Raw genomic sequence first — 16,152 nt, 5'->3', positions numbered from 1 at the left:
TGAGTGGATTACCATTTAATTAGTTTGGTGAAAAGGTTAAAATTTAAAATGAAAAGTTAACCTATCAAAATTTAACGCAATTTTAATTTTTCGGTAATATTCTAGTGTTTTCAATAAACTATTCATTAAATTTTTGTTAATTTTTTCATAAGACATTCATTTACAATTATTAGTGATTTAATTGTTTTCGCAAAATGAAGATTTAAATACGTGATTTGCGCAGAAATTCCCAATTTATTCCTTGATATTCATAAATAATTAGGTGGTCGTAAAGAATTATATATTCTAAGGGGCCACCAAATAATTTACCAAAACAATAAATACTTGGAATATGGAGCAACCTGACAAAAAAGTAATGGATGGTTTTCGAAATGGCGACAAAAAAGCTTTTGAAGAAATTTACCAATATTACAGAATACCTGTGATTCGCTTTAGTGTTTCCATAATTAAGGATGAACAGGAAGCGGAAAATATTTATCATGAAGTATTCATGAAAATTCTTAAAAGAAGAAAAACATCAAACCTGAATTGAATTTCAATTCTTATGTTTTTACTTCTGTTAAAAATGAGATTTTCGACTACTTAAAAGCCTTAAATAAAAATAAGACTTTGAAGGAGCAGTTTTGGGAAAGGATTCACCAGCAGGAAGATGATTGTGGGCAGGTGAAAGAGGAACAGCTAACCAAAATGGAAAGCATCATAGGCAATCTCTCACCCAAAAGGAGACAAATCCTTGAAATGAATTATTTCGAGAAAAAATCTTACAATGAAATTGCAGATTTATTGATGATTTCTAAGAATACTGTGAAAAATCAGTTGGTTAAGGCGAAATTTATACTTCGCAGAGAGATGGAGTAATTTGGATTTAATTTCATTGTCCAAAAAAATAACATTCCTTTTCCATTTTAGTTTTTGTACATTTTTTCTAATGCATTCATGATGCTTTAGCCTATTTTTTATCTTTTGCAGGTTAAAGGTTGGGATTGTTTCCCATACTTGACTTGCAATAAATTGACGTTGCTAATTTTTTCGTAAGAAGACCGGTTGTACATTCTGTTTGCTTGGATTTAGCAAACAATAGGAATGCTCATTTTTCTTTGTTAGTGACCAAACCCTTTTAAAAGTCACTTTTATTTTTGCCCAATTTACGGTCAATCATTCTGATCTGTATAAATTTATCTGATCAACTTGAAGATTATTTTGCAATATTGTATTAAAATCCCATAAAAAAGTAGGAGGAAGTAATATTTTCATGGTATAACTTTAGTGTGTAGTTTTTTTACAGTATTTTAATTAATCTTTACTTTGAAAAAAAATCCCATGTCTAAAGTTTGGTTGTTTTTGTTGCTGTTTCTAATGAGTGCTCAAGGGTATTCTCAAAATACATTTATAGGTAGCAATAGAGAACTTTTTGTAGATGACTTTTTGATTGATCAGCTAGAAGGAGCAAGCATGGAGATGCATGCTCCAATAGATGAGGGTGTTGCCTTCAATTTGGACAATCCTTGGGAAGGAAAGTTTTCATTGTACTCTACCATTATCAAAGACGACTCCATTTACAGGGCCTACTATCGTGGATTGCCGGATGTGATTGAAGGCAACGATAGAGAGCTGACCTGTTATGCAGAATCCAAGGATGGAATAAACTGGTACAAACCCAATCTCGGAATTCATGAAGTCAATGGGTCTAAGGACAATAATGTGATTTTGGTTGATAAGGAATTGACGCATAATTTTAGCCCATTTTTGGATACCAACCCAAATGCAAAGGCCAATGAAAAGTACAAAGCATTGGCTGGTAAGAAGGTAACAGGTTTATATTCCCTTTCCTCAGAAGATGGCATACATTGGGTCAAAACTAAAAATGAACCTGTTATAAATGAAGGTAATCTGGATTCTCAAAATGTTAGTTTTTGGTCTCCTGGAGAAAATAAATATTTGGTGTATTTCAGAACCATGGATTCGGGTTTTAGATCAGTAAGCAGGGCTTCTTCAGTGGATTTTGAAACTTGGGATCAAGGGGTTGAGATGAAGTATGGTGAAGCTCCATTGGAGCACCTGTATACACAACAGACCAGTCCTTATTTTAGGGCTCCTCAAATATACCTTGCCATTGGAGGGAGGTTTATGCCCGACAAACAAGTTGTCACTGATGAGCAAGCTGCACAGATGGGCATTGACCCTAATTATTATAAGGCTTGTTCGGATGCTTTTTTAATGTCCTCAAGAGGAGGGGCTGTTTACAATCGTTATTTTATGGAATCCTTTATTCGGCCAGGAATTGGGTTGAGCAATTGGGTCTCCCGTACCAATTATCCAGCTTTGAATGTGGTACAGACCAGTGATTCTGAAATGTCCATTTATGTCAACCAGGATTATGCACAGCCTACTGCTCATTTGAGAAGATATTCGATGAGGTTGGATGGGTTTTCTTCATTATCTGCTGGATACGATGGTGGTAACATGCTCTCCAAACCATTTGTGTTTGAAGGCGGCGCTTTAGAGTTGAATTATTCGACATCCGCTGCCGGGGAAATATTCATTGAATTGCTGGACGAGAATGGAAATAAAATCCCAGGTTTTTCTAAAGAAGAATGCCAGCCAATTATAGGGAATGAACTGGCAAGAACCGTTTATTGGAACAAAAATACTGATGTTTCCAAACTTTCTGGAAAGACTGTCAGAATGAAGATATACTTAAAAGATGCAAACATTTATTCATTTAGATTTCATTAAAATGCAAGGATTCAAAAAACATACAATGCTCATTCTTATGCTTTTAATTCAAGGAGTTGCCTTTGCTCAGGCTCCAAATATTGGGAGCAATAGAGAACTTTTTGTGGATGAGTATTTAATAGCGGATCTGAATGGGGCCAAACTCAAAATGCATGAGCCAATAGATGAGGGAGCCGTTATAAAATTTGAAAAACCCTGGGAAGGTGCTTTTTCCGCCTACTTTACTGTCATCAAGGATGGGGATACCTACAGAGCATATTATCGAGGTGTACCTGAGGCAGGAAGTGATGGTAATGACGGAGAGGTAACCTGTTATGCTGAATCTAAGGATGGCATTAATTGGACCAAGCCAAATCTAAATCAATACACCATTAAAGGGGTCAAAAAAAACAATGTAATATTGGCAAATGCAGCTCCGGTTACCCATAATTTTAGTCCATTTTTGGACAGTAATCCACAAGCGAAAAATGCGGAAAGATACAAAGCGCTGGGTGGAACCAAAGACAGTGGATTGGTAGCTTATGTATCCAGTGACGGTAAAGAATGGAAGAAATTGCAAGAACAAGCAGTATTCACCAAAGGAGTTTTCGACTCCCAAAATGTGGTTTTTTGGTCCATAAGTGAGGGTCAATATGTTTGTTATTTCCGAACCTGGACGGGTGATGGCTACAGTGGTTTTCGTTCCGTTGGAAGAACCACCTCCAAGGATTTTGTCAATTGGTCCGAACCTGTTCAAATGAGTTTTGGGAACAGGCCATATGAACATTTATATACCCAGCAAACAAGTCCTTACTATCGTGCTCCTCAAATATATTTGGCAATTGGTGCAAGGTTTATGCCCAACAGGAAAGTGGTTAATGATGAAGAGGCTAAAAAATTAGGTGTGAATCCAAAATACTATAATGATTGCTCTGATGCCATATTGATGTCTTCCAGAGGTGGAGGGGCTTATCAAAGGCAATTCATGGAGTCCTTTATCAAGCCAGGCATAGGTTTGCAAAATTGGGTTTCCCGATCCAATTATCCCGCATTAAATATCGTGCAAACCGGGGAAACGGAAATGTCTATCTATGTCAATCAAGATTATGCCCAGCCAACGGCTCATTTACGAAGGTATTCGATGAGATTGGATGGTTTTGCTTCTTTGTCTGCAGGATATGATGGGGGCGAAATGACCACAAAACCATTTGTATTTGAGGGAGATGTTCTGGAGTTGAATTATGCTACTTCAGCAGCAGGTGAGATTTTGGTGGAGTTGCTTGATGAAGATGGAAATAAGTTGCCAGGTTATTCCTTGGAGGAATGCCAGCCCATCATAGGAAATGAAATCTCAAGAACTGTTTATTGGAATAAATCCAATGACCTGTCCAAATTGGCTGGAAAGGCAATAAAAATGAGGATTTATTTAAAGGATGCAGATGTTTTCTCATTTAAATTTAATTAGGCTTTCAATAAATAATGGATTTATGCTAAAGCTTTTTTTCGATGTTTTATTTTTTGGCTTCTGTGATTCTCGCTTATTTCATTAACTACTGTTTATTAAAAAAAAGCAGTAAAAACCTTTTGATCGACAGTTTGCAAAGGCCAATAAAATAGCAATACCTTATTGTTGCTATACTTTTTTGTTTTTAAATTTGGTTTTTATATGGAGGAAATTTGGTTTAATCCATATAACTAAAATAGCTTTTTTGTGTTTAAAATGCCTCTTTAATAACAATTCGAGGACTTTGCAATATTGTATTGATAATTTAAAAGAAAGTATAAGTAAACGGTTAATTCATATAATATCTTTGGTATGTGCATGTTTGTGCAATACTTAAATCACTATTATATGGAAAAAACTATACAAGAATTACGGCTATTTGGGCTAATGATCCTTTTTGTGATCATGGCCGGATCGGAGGGTTATTCACAGAATACCAGGGAAGTTTCCGGGACCATCACTGATGCGTCAGGAGAGTCTCTTCCAGGTGTGAATATCCTGGTAAAAGGCACCTCTGTAGGTACGGTTTCTGACATTGATGGAAGTTATAATATAGCTGTTCCTCAAGACCGGAATACACTCGTATTTTCATTTATTGGGTTCACCAGTAAAGAGATGAGTATTGGTAACAGCAGTACTATTAATGTAAATCTTTCTTCGGCTCTTTCTGACATGGATGAGGTAGTAGTCATTGGTTTTGGAGAGCAGTCTCGAGAACTCTTAACTACCTCCGTATCCAAAATGGATGAGCGGGTTTTAGAAAATATTCCCTATTCCAATGCTGCTTCAGCCATGCAGGGAACCTTGGCAGGTGTGAGGGTGCAAACTACCTCAGGGCAACCGGGAGCAGCACCTAGAGTAATTGTAAGGGGAGGGACTTCTATTAATAACCCTAATGGAGCAGCCCCTTTGTATGTAGTAGATGGAGTAATCAGGCCAGATATTAATAATATTGCTCCAGGTGATATTGAGACCTTTCAAGTGTTAAAGGACGCCGCCTCCACCTCTATATATGGAGCCAGAGGATCAAATGGGGTAGTGGTAATTACTACTAAATCAGCCAAAGCCGGTTTTATTTCAGCCACTTATTCTGGTAGTTATTCCTTGTCCCAACCAGGAAGCTTGTATGATCTAGCTTCTGCACGTGATTATTTGACCTTCGCCAGAAGGGCAATGCTTGTTCAAGACATTTTCCCTGATGCTTCTTTTAGAAATACGAACCCAGTAGGATTTGGAACAGGCAATGACTTGACCAATAACACGGCCTATACGACGCAGTATTTAACTTCTGAAAACGAGTACAAGCTAAGTGAAGGGTGGGAAAGCATGCCAGACCCAATTGACCCTTCCAAGACTTTGATCTTCCAGGACACCGATTGGCAGGACGTATTGTTCAGAACGGCTGCAATACAGAATCACCATGTTTCGGTTTCTGGAGGTACAGAAAAGGCAAAAGTGAGTGCTAGCTTAGGATTCTTAGACAATCAGGGAATAGCCATTACCACTGGCTACAAGCGGTATACGATGAATGTCAACGGAGACTTTAAAGTGAGTGATAAATTTAGCTTTTATGGGATAGTCAACTATGCCAATTCAAAAGACAATCAGGTAAACAGTATTACCAATATTTTTGCCAGGGCAATAACCTTACCGCCCACTACTAAATACAAATTTGAGGATGGTACTTTGGCACCTGGACAGGCATTGAGTGAAGGAAATCCTGAGTATGTTTTGAGAAACAGAGTCGCGGAAAACAGGTCAGAGAACTTGACTTTTTCCGTTGGTTCCAGGTGGCAAATTACACCAGAATTAAGTTTCGATCCACAATTGTCTATTTACAATAGAACAAATGATTCCTACACCTTTCAACCAGCTGTTTTGAACGGCCCCAATAATTTGGTAGACAACAGGTCGGCAAGTGCTTCCATTTCTAAATGGAGACAAACACAGGTGGATGCAGTATTCCATTATTCTAAAACCATTGGCGATGCACATAATGTGAATGCTACTGCAGGTTATGCCTACTTCGGGAGAAATATATCCTCATTAAATGCTTCAGGACAGGGTGCTTCAACAGACCTTATCCCGACATTAAATGCGTCTGCTGAAGCGACAAGCGTTAGTAGTTCTATTTCAGATCAGGTTATTCATGGTTATTTTGGTAGGGTAAATTATGATTATAATTACAAGTATTTGGTATCTATAAATGCGAGGTATGATGGCGCATCTAATCTGGGAGCAAACTATCAATGGGGCTTTTTCCCTGGGGTAGCCTTAGGTTGGAACATGCACAATGAAGATTTTTGGGAAGCATTGCCACAAAATATTTTTAGCAAACTTAAAATTAGATCCAGTTATGGTATCAACGGTAACATTGGGAATTTAGGAGATTTTTCAGCTCAGGGTGCTTATGGAGTAGGTGCAAGGTATGGGGGATACGCAGCCATTCAGAATACCTTGATTCCCAATCCTGAATTGAAGTGGGAACGGTCAAAAACTTTGAATTTTGGTGCAGACCTTACTTTATTTAATCGTTTAGGAATCGTTCTTGACGTTTATAGAAGAGTAACGGATAACCTTATTACTGATTTGGCCTTAGCACCATCCACTGGTTTTGGAAGTACGCTGACTAACTTTGGTAGTTTGGAAAACAAAGGGGTAGAATTAGAGGTGAATTACAATGTTTTACCGGCAGTCTCTGACTTTCAATGGAATTTGGCAGCCAACTTTGCCACCCTTCAAAATAAGATATTAAAACTCCCGGAAAATGGAGCAGATAATAACCGCGTTGGAGGGTTTTATGTATGGGATGATGGCTTGGGAGATTATGCCTGGAAAGGTGGTCTTCAGGAAGGTGGTCAACTTGGAGAGTATTATTCTCACCTAGAGCTAGGTGTTTATCCAACCGATCAAGATGCAGAAAGTGCACCAAGTGATATTTATAAAAGATATCCTGACGTCTCTTTTGGAGGGGATTTCATCTGGGACGATTTAGACAATAATGGGGTAATAGACGAAAAAGACAAAGGGTATGTAGGAACTGAATTTCCAACCTTAACCGGTGGGTTTACCAATACCTTTTCCTATAAAAACCTGATGCTTTCCCTACGAATGGATTATACTGTAGGTCATACGATATACAACTATGCACGCGCATTTATGGAAGGTCAGTGGAAGCTAAACATGAACCTTACCCAGAATTTGGTCGACAATGGCTGGCAAGAGCAAGGCGATGTGGCTGAATTACCAAGGTACGATTGGGAGAGCACAAGGGCACAATACAACGTTTTCCCAACTCGTACAGGGCAGGGGTATTATGAACCCGGAGACTACCTGGCTATAAGAGAACTAAGCTTAAGCTATAACTTGCCAAAAAGCGTATTAACGCCTATCAATTTGGAAAATGTAAGGCTTAGCCTCACGGGTAATAACCTGTATTATTTTACCAAATACCAGGGGCTTAACCCTGAATTTGGTGGACAGGATTATGGACGTTACCCTATTCCTAGAAACTTTATTTTTGGTCTAAATATTACCTTTTAATTTAAAATAAAGGAATCATGAAAAACTTAAATATAGCTTTAATTATAAGCCTATTTCTATTCGGCTCCTGTTCCGACTTGCTAGATGTTTCACCTACAAGTGTGATAACTACAGAGTCTTTTTGGAAGTCAGAAGGGGATGCAGAAGGTGCCTTGATCGGAATGTATGTCAACCTCAGAAGTATTTCTACCTCTACTTTGTATTATTTGGGAGAAGCAAGAGCTGATGTTGTGACTTTGGGAACTGTAGGTGATGGCGGATGGTCCAAATATTATATGAATCGTTTGCAACCTGATGATGCTGGGCCAAGCTGGCAAAGTTTATATACTTTAGTGAATAGCGCTAACCTGATCCTTAAGTATGTACCAGAGATTGATTTTGCATCTGAAGATAGGAAAAATACCATCCTGGCGGAGGCCTATGCGATGAGAGCATTTACCTATTTTGTAATGACTAGAACCTGGGGAGATTTGCCTTTGCGAATGGACCCAACGGAAAGTGAAAATCCTGAGTTTACTCAAATTGAAAGAACAGCTCAAAGCGAAATATTCCAGTTTATTAAAGAGGATATTGATCAGGCTTTACAATTATTTTCTGACAATAATTATGCAGAAAACAAGATGTTTTGGTCCAAACCTGCCACTAGCGCACTTAAGGGAGAGGTTTACCTTTGGACGGCCAAACAAATGGAGGGTGGAAGTGCAGATTTCCAAACTGCTCTTGATGCATTTGAGGACATTCAAACTACAAATATATCCTTGTTGGATAATTACGAAGATGTCTTTAAATATGAAAATAAAGGCAATGATGAGATATTAATGGCTGTAAGATTTGCTGAACTAGAATCTGCCGGTAATAATTATTTCAACGCCATGTATCTCATAGGAAGTGCTATCCCTACCAACATATCCGACGAAGCAAAGGAAACAATTGGCGCCATAGGTGGCGGCAGCAATAATATAACTGTTCCTACCGAATATGTGAAATCCTTGTTCACCAATGATGACCAAAGGAAGGATGCCTCCTTTTATGAAATATTCACTATCGGGGAAGAAGATGCCTTAACTTATTACACGACCATAGTCACAAAGGGAAGTGGTACAGTAATAGGGGGTAGCAGAAACTTTATTGATGACATTATTCTATACCGATATGCTGATGTTTTATTGATGATTGCTGAAGCAAAGAATGCCTTAGGTGAAGATCCATCAATGGAAATTAATCAGGTCAGAATGCGTGCTTACGGTGATCAATACAGTAATTATGCCTTTACTTCTGGTACTATAGAAGAAAACGATGAGATCATTCTTGAAGAAAGGCTAAGAGAATTGGCATTTGAGGGCAAAAGATGGTGGGATTTGGTGCGCTTCAACAAAGCCATCGAAATGCTTCCTTCTCTAAGTGAGAAGGACGATCCAGAACAAAAAATCCTATGGCCTATCTCTACTGCGGTGTTGAGTTTAGAAAACAAAATAGTTCAAAATCCTGGTTACCAGTAATACCGGAAAGCTAAAGATAAATTACAATTAGACTCCTTATTAATTGAGTCTAATTGTAATTTATTTACTTTTGGAAAGATTGAAACTCAGAAAGAAAATGATTATTAACCAATTGAAGATAGGTTTGGCATTGCTTGCACTTTTAGGTGTGACTACTTCTGGGTGTGGATCAAAAGAAACAGTAAGTCCCAGACCAAATATCTTACTGATTGTTTCTGAGGACAATAGTTCAGATTTAGGCTGTTATGGGAATTCGCTCGTACACACTCCAAACCTGGACAAGCTTTCTAATAATGGCGTAAAATTCCTTAACGCTTATACTACCTATGCGGTATGTAGTCCCTCAAGGAGTAGTATTTTCACAGGCCTATACCCGCATCAAAACGGGCAACTTGGATGGGCTACTCACTATTATGCATTGTATTCAGGAATAAAAGTTTTGCCCAATTACCTTAAAGAAACGGGCTATAGAACAGGAATCCTTGGTAAAATTCACGTTAACCCTGCTGAAAGGTTCGATTTTGATTTCGAAGCATTACCAGGGTCAAATTTCCAAAAGGAAAGCTTAAAGGATTATGCCACACAGGCAAAGGAATTTGTCAGTCAATCGGAAGACCCCTATTTTTTGATGGTGAATTTCCCAGATGCACACCTGCCATTTCAGAACGAAGTGGAAGGCTTACCTACCCAGAAAGTGGACCGTAATAAGATTAAGGAAACGCTTCCTTTTGTCGGGGTAAATAATGAAAGATTGCTGGACCAGACAGAAGCTTATTATAATTGCATGAACAGGTTGGATGAATCCATAGGGATGTTATTGGACAGTTTAGGTGATTTATCCAATACTTGTATCATTTACCTTAGTGATCATGGTGCTCAATTCAGTAGAGGTAAACTTACCAATTATGAAGGAGGGCTGAAAGTTCCTTTTATAATTTCCTATCCTGAAAAAATTAAAGAAATTGGTTCAAGTAGAGATGAATTGATTTCTGTGATTGATATTTTGCCTACAGTATTAGACTTGACTGAGACTTTAGGAGATTTTAATTTACCAGGCAGGTCGTTAATGGATTTATTTTCAGAAGATGAAACAGAATGGAGAACACATCTTGGAGCAGATGGAGAAGGGGCCTCTCCTGTGTTTTATTTTCCTAGAAGAAGTATAAGGGGTGATCGGTACAAGCTGATTCATAATATAGATGTTGGTAGAGGAGAATTCCCCGCGTTTACTGCCTATGCAAATCCTGATTTTGGTTCTGGTGCTACGATTGAAGAAATTGCAGCCTCTGATGCGAAGGTTCGTCAGGCTTATGAAACCTGGAGAAAGCCTCCGGAGTGGGAATTGTATGATTTACAGGAAGACCCCTGGGAATTTGAGAATTTAGCAGATAAGCCAGGATTAGAGGCAGTTTTAGTTACCATGAAGGAAGCGCTTGATGCCTGGAGAGAAGATACAAGGGATCCTTTTTTATCAGCTGAGAAACTAAAAAAATACACCTTTGAAATGGATTCAATAAACACCCTTTACCCAGATCATAGTTACCGTAAAGTAGAGGGTTTTAAATGGGGCTATTTGGACTATCTTAACAATTAACAGATAATTGAAGCAGCGTTATTTTGGTACTTTATCTGAATTTTTGTGTAAATAATATTTAGTGAATTTGGCAGTGGGTAAATCTCAAAATACTTTTAAAGAATAAAAATTAATTATAACCCAAGAAATATGAAAACTAGTTTTTTACTATTAATAGTAATTTTCCTCCAGTTGACGCCTGGGTTTTCTAATGAATCCTTAAAAGATTCTTTAGAGGTGGAGAAAATTTGGGACAAGGCACCTCACAATGCCTTTCCTGATATGATCAGGTTTAAGGGTGATTTTTACATTGCCCTTAGAGAAGGAAATAACCATATGCCTGATAAGAGTGGTGCCATCCGAATCTTAAAGTCAAAAGACGGAGAAGATTGGCAAAGCGTAGCCTTATTGGAAGAAGAGGACAGAGATGTTAGAGAGGCACGATTGTCTATTACTCCCGAAGGCCGTATAATGGTGCTGACTGCAGTGGGTGTTTATGACGATGGGTACAAAATTTTGTATCCAATGGTTTCATTTTCTGACACCAAAGGAGAGGGATTTTCTTCCTTGGAAAAAGCAAGCATAGACATGGAGCCTTCCCTGGATTGGATATGGAGTCTAACCTGGCACAATAATATTGGATATGGTATTGTTTACCGAAATTACAATGCTGCGCGCGAGGTTCATTTACTTAAAACCACTGATGGCATTAATTTTAACCATGTAGCTCAATTACCCATAGATGGTGGTCCAAATGAATCCACAATCAGGTTTGATGAAAACGGTAAAATGTATGTTTTGGTCAGAAGAGAGGATGGTGATAAAATGGGAGTATTGGCAAAAAGTGAGGCTCCTTACACGGATTGGACGACAAAAAAATTAACCAAACGACTGGGTGGTCCCAATTTTCTTTTCCTGGATAAAAACACCCTTGTGATGGGAACTCGGGATTACCGAAAAACGGGTGCTAAAACAGTTATTTACCTCACTGACCTTGAGGGTAATATTAATAAAACCATGGAAGTGCCAAGTGGGGGAGATACGAGCTACCCTGGTATGGTCATTTACAAAAAGAAGCTATGGTTTGTTTATTATTCCAGCCATGAGGAAAAAACCAGTATTTACCTGACTAAAATTCCGATCAAGGATCTTTACAAATAATGCCTGAATAACGAAGAAAAAGATTATATCAAATTAATAATACCTATGAAAAAACACTTATTAATAATTGCTGTCTTGATTTTAAACAGTTTTGCAGTGAATGCTAGCAACGCTTCGGACAGCACAAGAGCAGCCGAACCGGCCACCAAGGTAAAAGATTTTATTATTTACCAGGACAATAGCTATTATGCTACCTTCCCTTCTGTTGTCAAAAAAAGCAATGGAGAATACCTTGTCGCCTTTAGAAGAGCACCTGACAGAATGGTGACCTTTAAAGAGAAGGGGAATAGCCATGTTGATCCTAATAGTTATTTGGTAAGTGTGTCTTCCAAAGATGGGATCAATTGGACCAAAGAGCCTGAATTGATTTATTCACATGCTTTTGGAGGTTCACAGGATCCCTGTCTTTTACAACTAAAAGATGGAACCCTGTTATGTGCCAGTTATGGCTGGGCATTCCTGGAAGATGATGGCCTGGAAAATATAAAGAAGCCTCATTTTGCCAATAGTAAAGGCACAGTGTTTCTAGGAGGCTACCTGGTGAAATCTATTGATGGAGGAGATACCTGGAAAGGCCCGATTTACCCACCATCTATCGCCCCTGAGGTAAACTATACGCCTATGGGAAATAAAGTACCTGCCTATAACAGGGGCGCCTTGTATGAAGGGAAAAGTGGAAGGATATTTTGGATTGTTGCAGCCAGTGATACTGAGAAAAGAGGGAAAACCTCTAATTACCTTTTGGTTTCCGATGACAAAGGAAATACTTGGGAACACCTAAGTACTGTTGCTGTAGATGATGAGGTGATCTTTAATGAGGCATCAGCTTATGAAACTCCAAAAGGTGACATCATTGCGTTTATCCGTACAGCTAAATTTGATGATCAGGCAGTAATAGCAAGGTCCAAAGATGGAGGCAAAACATTTGATCAGTGGGAATCTATGGGCTTTCAGGGGCATCCACTGCAAGCGTTAAGACTTCCAGACGATCGTGTCTTTTTGATTTATGGTTACCGCCACAAGCCTTATGGTATAAGGGCGAGAATTTTAAATCCTGAATGCACTGATTTTGCTACGGCAGAGGAGATTATAATTAGAGAAGATGGAGGAAGCACAGATATTGGCTATCCATGGGCTGTGAATATGGGCGATGACAAAGTATTGGTTACTTATTACTTCAATACAGACAATAAGAACAGGCACATTGCCGGATCTATTTTGAAAATAAACTAATGGTTACTGGCCAATTTGCAGTTAATATCTCTGATAAGGAGGTTTTAATTGCAAATTGGTTTTTTTTATCAAGCTACTTCTTGAATATTGACCATTTTTCTAAAATCTGAAGGAGTCATTTTTTTAAGCTTTTTAAATTGGCGGTTGAAATTGGCCAAATTATTAAATCCACAAGCAAAAGCCACTTCTACGATATTTATATCCTCATTGGACAACAACTTACAAGCATGCCCAATCCTTACCGTGTTAAGGTACTCCACAAAGGTGATTCGGTATTGCTCTTTGAAAAAATTGCAAAAGGTTGTTACCCCCATGTTCGCCATCGAAGCTATTTCTGAGAGCGTTATTTCCTGATCGAAATTGGTTAAAATATGGTTTTTGATCTTAGTAAGCCGGTCAGAGCCTTCAGGCTCGCTATCTATATAGCCAGGACTGGCCAATAATTGATACTCTTTGTTCCGTGAAAGGATATCAAAAATGGAAAGAAGTCCTGAAAGCCGCTGGATTCCATTCATATCGACCATTTCTGTCATTAAGGCGGTGATTTTTTCCTTTGTTTTCCCTGTGAATGCCATTCCTCTGCTAGCAAGCCCCAGAACATTTTTGATGTTTTCCATTTCTGGAATTTGCAGAAAATCAGCGCCCAAAAAATCAGCTTGAAACTGAATAACAATGGCTTCTGCTTCATGGTCTGCCGCCCCATTGGAATAAATAGGGTCATTCACCCAAACGTGAGGAAGATAAGGACCCATACAAACCAAATCTCCCGGTTCAAAATAGCCAATGTGGTCTCCCACCATCCTTCTTCCGGTACTTTTCAAAACCAGAACCAGTTCGTACTCCGGATGATAATGCCAGGGGCAAGGGAAATAGGTCCCTTTTTCCTTAAAGACTATGAACGATTTGTCAAATTCTTGCGGTAGTCTTACTTCTATGGTTTTCATAGCTTTTATGTTTAACACTATTAATTTACAGAAAATAGCATCAAATAGAAACTATAAGTGTGGCAAAAGGTGAATAATTAGTATTAGGTGGTTAACTGGGAGTGTCCAGAGATAGGATATAATAAACCATGGTTTGCGCATCTTCCATGCTTAAATTGGGGTGGGCAACCATCACCGGGCTTCCCCATGACCCAAATCCACCCGAAATAATTTTTCTGGCAAGTAAGTCTCTATATGCGGGTTGTATAGGGTAGCGCTTGGCAATGTCTGTAAAAGCAGGCCCTTTGGACTTTTTATCTATTCGATGACAATCGTAACAACCTGCATAGGCGATTAGTACTTCTCCTTTTGACAAGACAGCCTCAGGTACTTGCTCATCTTTTCCCGGGATCTTTCTAATATAATTTTTTTGTCGAAGCTCTCCTTCTGAAAGTATATGTTCCTCCTTCCCATTGGAATCACATGAAACCAATATCAGGCTGGCAAAAATAAGCCATAAAGGCACCCATCTACTAAGGAAAGCTTGAACCATCACCAAATCTAATATAAAAAGATAAACTTGTCCTTATATTTTTTATCAAAAATTCACAAGCCATGGCAATCTACTGCCTGTTTATTTATAAATTTGGGTATGAGGAGATTATTTAGGTTTACGTTTAGTTTGGCAAGCATTGCCAGTCTCGGACTTGCAGGTACCGCACTTGCTCAGAGCAAATTGGAAAAACAGGTTAACGAAAGTGCCAAGGAAATAGAGGGTCAGGTTATTGAGTGGAGAAGGGATTTTCATGAGCATCCTGAGTTGGGCAATGAAGAAATAAAGACGGCAGGAAAAGTGGCTGCCCACCTAAGGTCACTAGGTATGGAAGTGACTGAAGGGATTGCAGTAACAGGCGTGGTAGGGATTCTAAAGGGTGGAAAACCTGGGCCTACAGTAGCTTTAAGAGCAGATATGGACGCATTACCCGTTACAGAGCGTACAGATGTACCTTTTAAGTCTCAGGTAATGACCACCTACAATGGACAAGAAAGCGGCGTCATGCATGCTTGTGGCCATGATTCTCATATGGCCATTCTAATGGGAGTTGCAGAGGTGCTTTCAGGAATGCAAAAGGAATTGAAAGGAACAGTTAAATTTATTTTTCAACCTTCCGAAGAGGGCTTAGAAGACAAAAATATTGACACCTGGGGTGCCAAGCAGATGGTGGAAGAAGGAGTGATGACCGATGTTGATGTGATTTTTGGTCTCCATATCAACTCTCAAACACCTGCAGGAGTTATCAAATACAAGCCTGGACCAGCCATGGCTGCCGTAGATGAATTAGAAATAACGGTTAAAGGAAAGCAGGCGCATGGTGCTTATCCCTGGTCCTCCATAGATCCGATTGTCACCGCTTCTCAGATTGTGATGGGATTGCAAACAGTGGTAAGTAGAAATGTTAAAATTATTGAGATCCCTGCAATCGTTACCATTGGCGCTATTCATGGTGGCGTTAGACACAATATTATACCCGAGAAGGTTGAGATGATCGGTACAATCCGTACCTATAGCCAGCCACAACAAGAATTGATTCACCGTCGAATCAGGGAGATTGGAGAAAATATCGCCAAAAGTGCTGGGGCAGAAGCAGATGTTAGAATTAAAAAAATGTACCCAGTTACTTTCAATGATGTTGAATTGACTGCCAAAATGCAACCTACGCTAGAGAGGGTTGCAGGTAAAGACAATTTATGGGTGCATGATCCGGTAACGGGGGCAGAAGATTTTAGCTTTTTTCAGTTAGAAAAACCCGGGCTGTTCTTTTTCTTAGGAGCGATGCCTGTAGATGGTGATCCTGAAGAAGCCCCTTCTCACCATACCCCTGACTTTTACCTGGATGAAAGCGGATTTGTGTTGGGCGTAAGAGCATTGTCTCAATTGACAATTGACTATATGGAAATGTCGAAGAAATAGGTTGGTAAGGTTTATTTAAATAATAGGCC

12 protein-coding genes are annotated in these 16,152 nt (G+C 38.9%); 10 read left to right on the top strand and 2 right to left on the bottom strand.

Annotation, left to right across the window (positions count from 1 at the left end; all coding sequences use genetic code 11):
• The first annotated feature begins 331 nt into the window (after positions 1-331).
• The 9 genes from ADICYQ_RS28950 (at position 332) to ADICYQ_RS18490 (ending at position 13,228) form a co-directional block, all read left to right on the top strand.
• Positions 332-532 carry an RNA polymerase sigma factor gene (locus tag ADICYQ_RS28950; protein ID WP_020892037.1) on the top strand — a complete coding sequence of 67 codons (201 nt, stop codon included), beginning with the start codon at positions 332-334 and terminating at the stop codon, positions 530-532.
• Positions 529-858: an RNA polymerase sigma factor gene (locus tag ADICYQ_RS28945; RefSeq protein WP_020892036.1), complete on the top strand. Its 330-nt coding sequence runs from the start codon at positions 529-531 to the stop codon at positions 856-858. Before ADICYQ_RS28950 ends, ADICYQ_RS28945 begins: the two co-directional genes overlap by 4 nt.
• A gap of 462 nt (positions 859-1,320) precedes the next feature.
• Complete coding sequence (locus tag ADICYQ_RS18520) at positions 1,321-2,736, top strand: hypothetical protein (RefSeq protein WP_040417076.1); 1,416 nt, start codon at positions 1,321-1,323, stop codon at positions 2,734-2,736.
• 1 nt (position 2,737) lies between these two features.
• Positions 2,738-4,180, top strand: a complete 1,443-nt coding sequence (locus tag ADICYQ_RS18515) for a hypothetical protein (protein ID WP_040417098.1) — start codon at positions 2,738-2,740, stop codon at positions 4,178-4,180.
• Between the two features lie 387 nt (positions 4,181-4,567).
• On the top strand, positions 4,568-7,762 hold the full coding sequence (locus ADICYQ_RS18510) for a SusC/RagA family TonB-linked outer membrane protein (protein ID WP_020892033.1): 3,195 nt from the start codon (positions 4,568-4,570) through the stop codon (positions 7,760-7,762).
• Between the two features lie 17 nt (positions 7,763-7,779).
• Positions 7,780-9,261: a RagB/SusD family nutrient uptake outer membrane protein gene (locus tag ADICYQ_RS18505; protein ID WP_040417075.1), complete on the top strand. Its 1,482-nt coding sequence runs from the start codon at positions 7,780-7,782 to the stop codon at positions 9,259-9,261.
• Between the two features lie 97 nt (positions 9,262-9,358).
• Positions 9,359-10,855, top strand: coding sequence for a sulfatase family protein (locus ADICYQ_RS18500; protein ID WP_040417073.1), 1,497 nt, complete (start codon positions 9,359-9,361; stop codon positions 10,853-10,855).
• A 129-nt stretch (positions 10,856-10,984) separates the two neighbouring features.
• Positions 10,985-11,995: a sialidase family protein gene (locus tag ADICYQ_RS18495; protein ID WP_040417071.1), complete on the top strand. Its 1,011-nt coding sequence runs from the start codon at positions 10,985-10,987 to the stop codon at positions 11,993-11,995.
• 45 nt (positions 11,996-12,040) lie between these two features.
• The gene (locus tag ADICYQ_RS18490) at positions 12,041-13,228 is read left to right on the top strand and encodes a sialidase family protein (protein WP_020892029.1); all 1,188 of its coding nucleotides are present in this window, start codon (positions 12,041-12,043) and stop codon (positions 13,226-13,228) included.
• A 68-nt stretch (positions 13,229-13,296) separates the two neighbouring features.
• On the opposite strand, the gene ADICYQ_RS18485 is transcribed toward ADICYQ_RS18490, so the two are convergent.
• Both ADICYQ_RS18485 and ADICYQ_RS18480 read right to left on the bottom strand, forming a co-directional pair.
• On the bottom strand, positions 13,297-14,172 hold the full coding sequence (locus ADICYQ_RS18485) for an AraC family transcriptional regulator (protein WP_020892028.1): 876 nt from the start codon (positions 14,170-14,172) through the stop codon (positions 13,297-13,299).
• Positions 14,173-14,263: 91 nt separating this feature from the next.
• Positions 14,264-14,704 carry a c-type cytochrome gene (locus ADICYQ_RS18480; RefSeq protein WP_020892027.1) on the bottom strand — a complete coding sequence of 147 codons (441 nt, stop codon included), beginning with the start codon at positions 14,702-14,704 and terminating at the stop codon, positions 14,264-14,266.
• A 99-nt stretch (positions 14,705-14,803) separates the two neighbouring features.
• On the opposite strand from ADICYQ_RS18480, the gene ADICYQ_RS18475 reads away from it, so the two are divergent.
• Complete coding sequence (locus tag ADICYQ_RS18475; RefSeq protein ID WP_051160278.1) at positions 14,804-16,123, top strand: amidohydrolase; 1,320 nt, start codon at positions 14,804-14,806, stop codon at positions 16,121-16,123.
• The last annotated feature ends 29 nt before the right edge of the window (positions 16,124-16,152 follow it).

This window comes from Cyclobacterium qasimii M12-11B, from assembly GCF_000427295.1.
Classification (GTDB): domain Bacteria; phylum Bacteroidota; class Bacteroidia; order Cytophagales; family Cyclobacteriaceae; genus Cyclobacterium; species Cyclobacterium qasimii.
The sequence above is the reverse complement of the archived record's forward strand: the minus strand, read 5'-3'. Positions and strand labels throughout refer to the sequence as shown.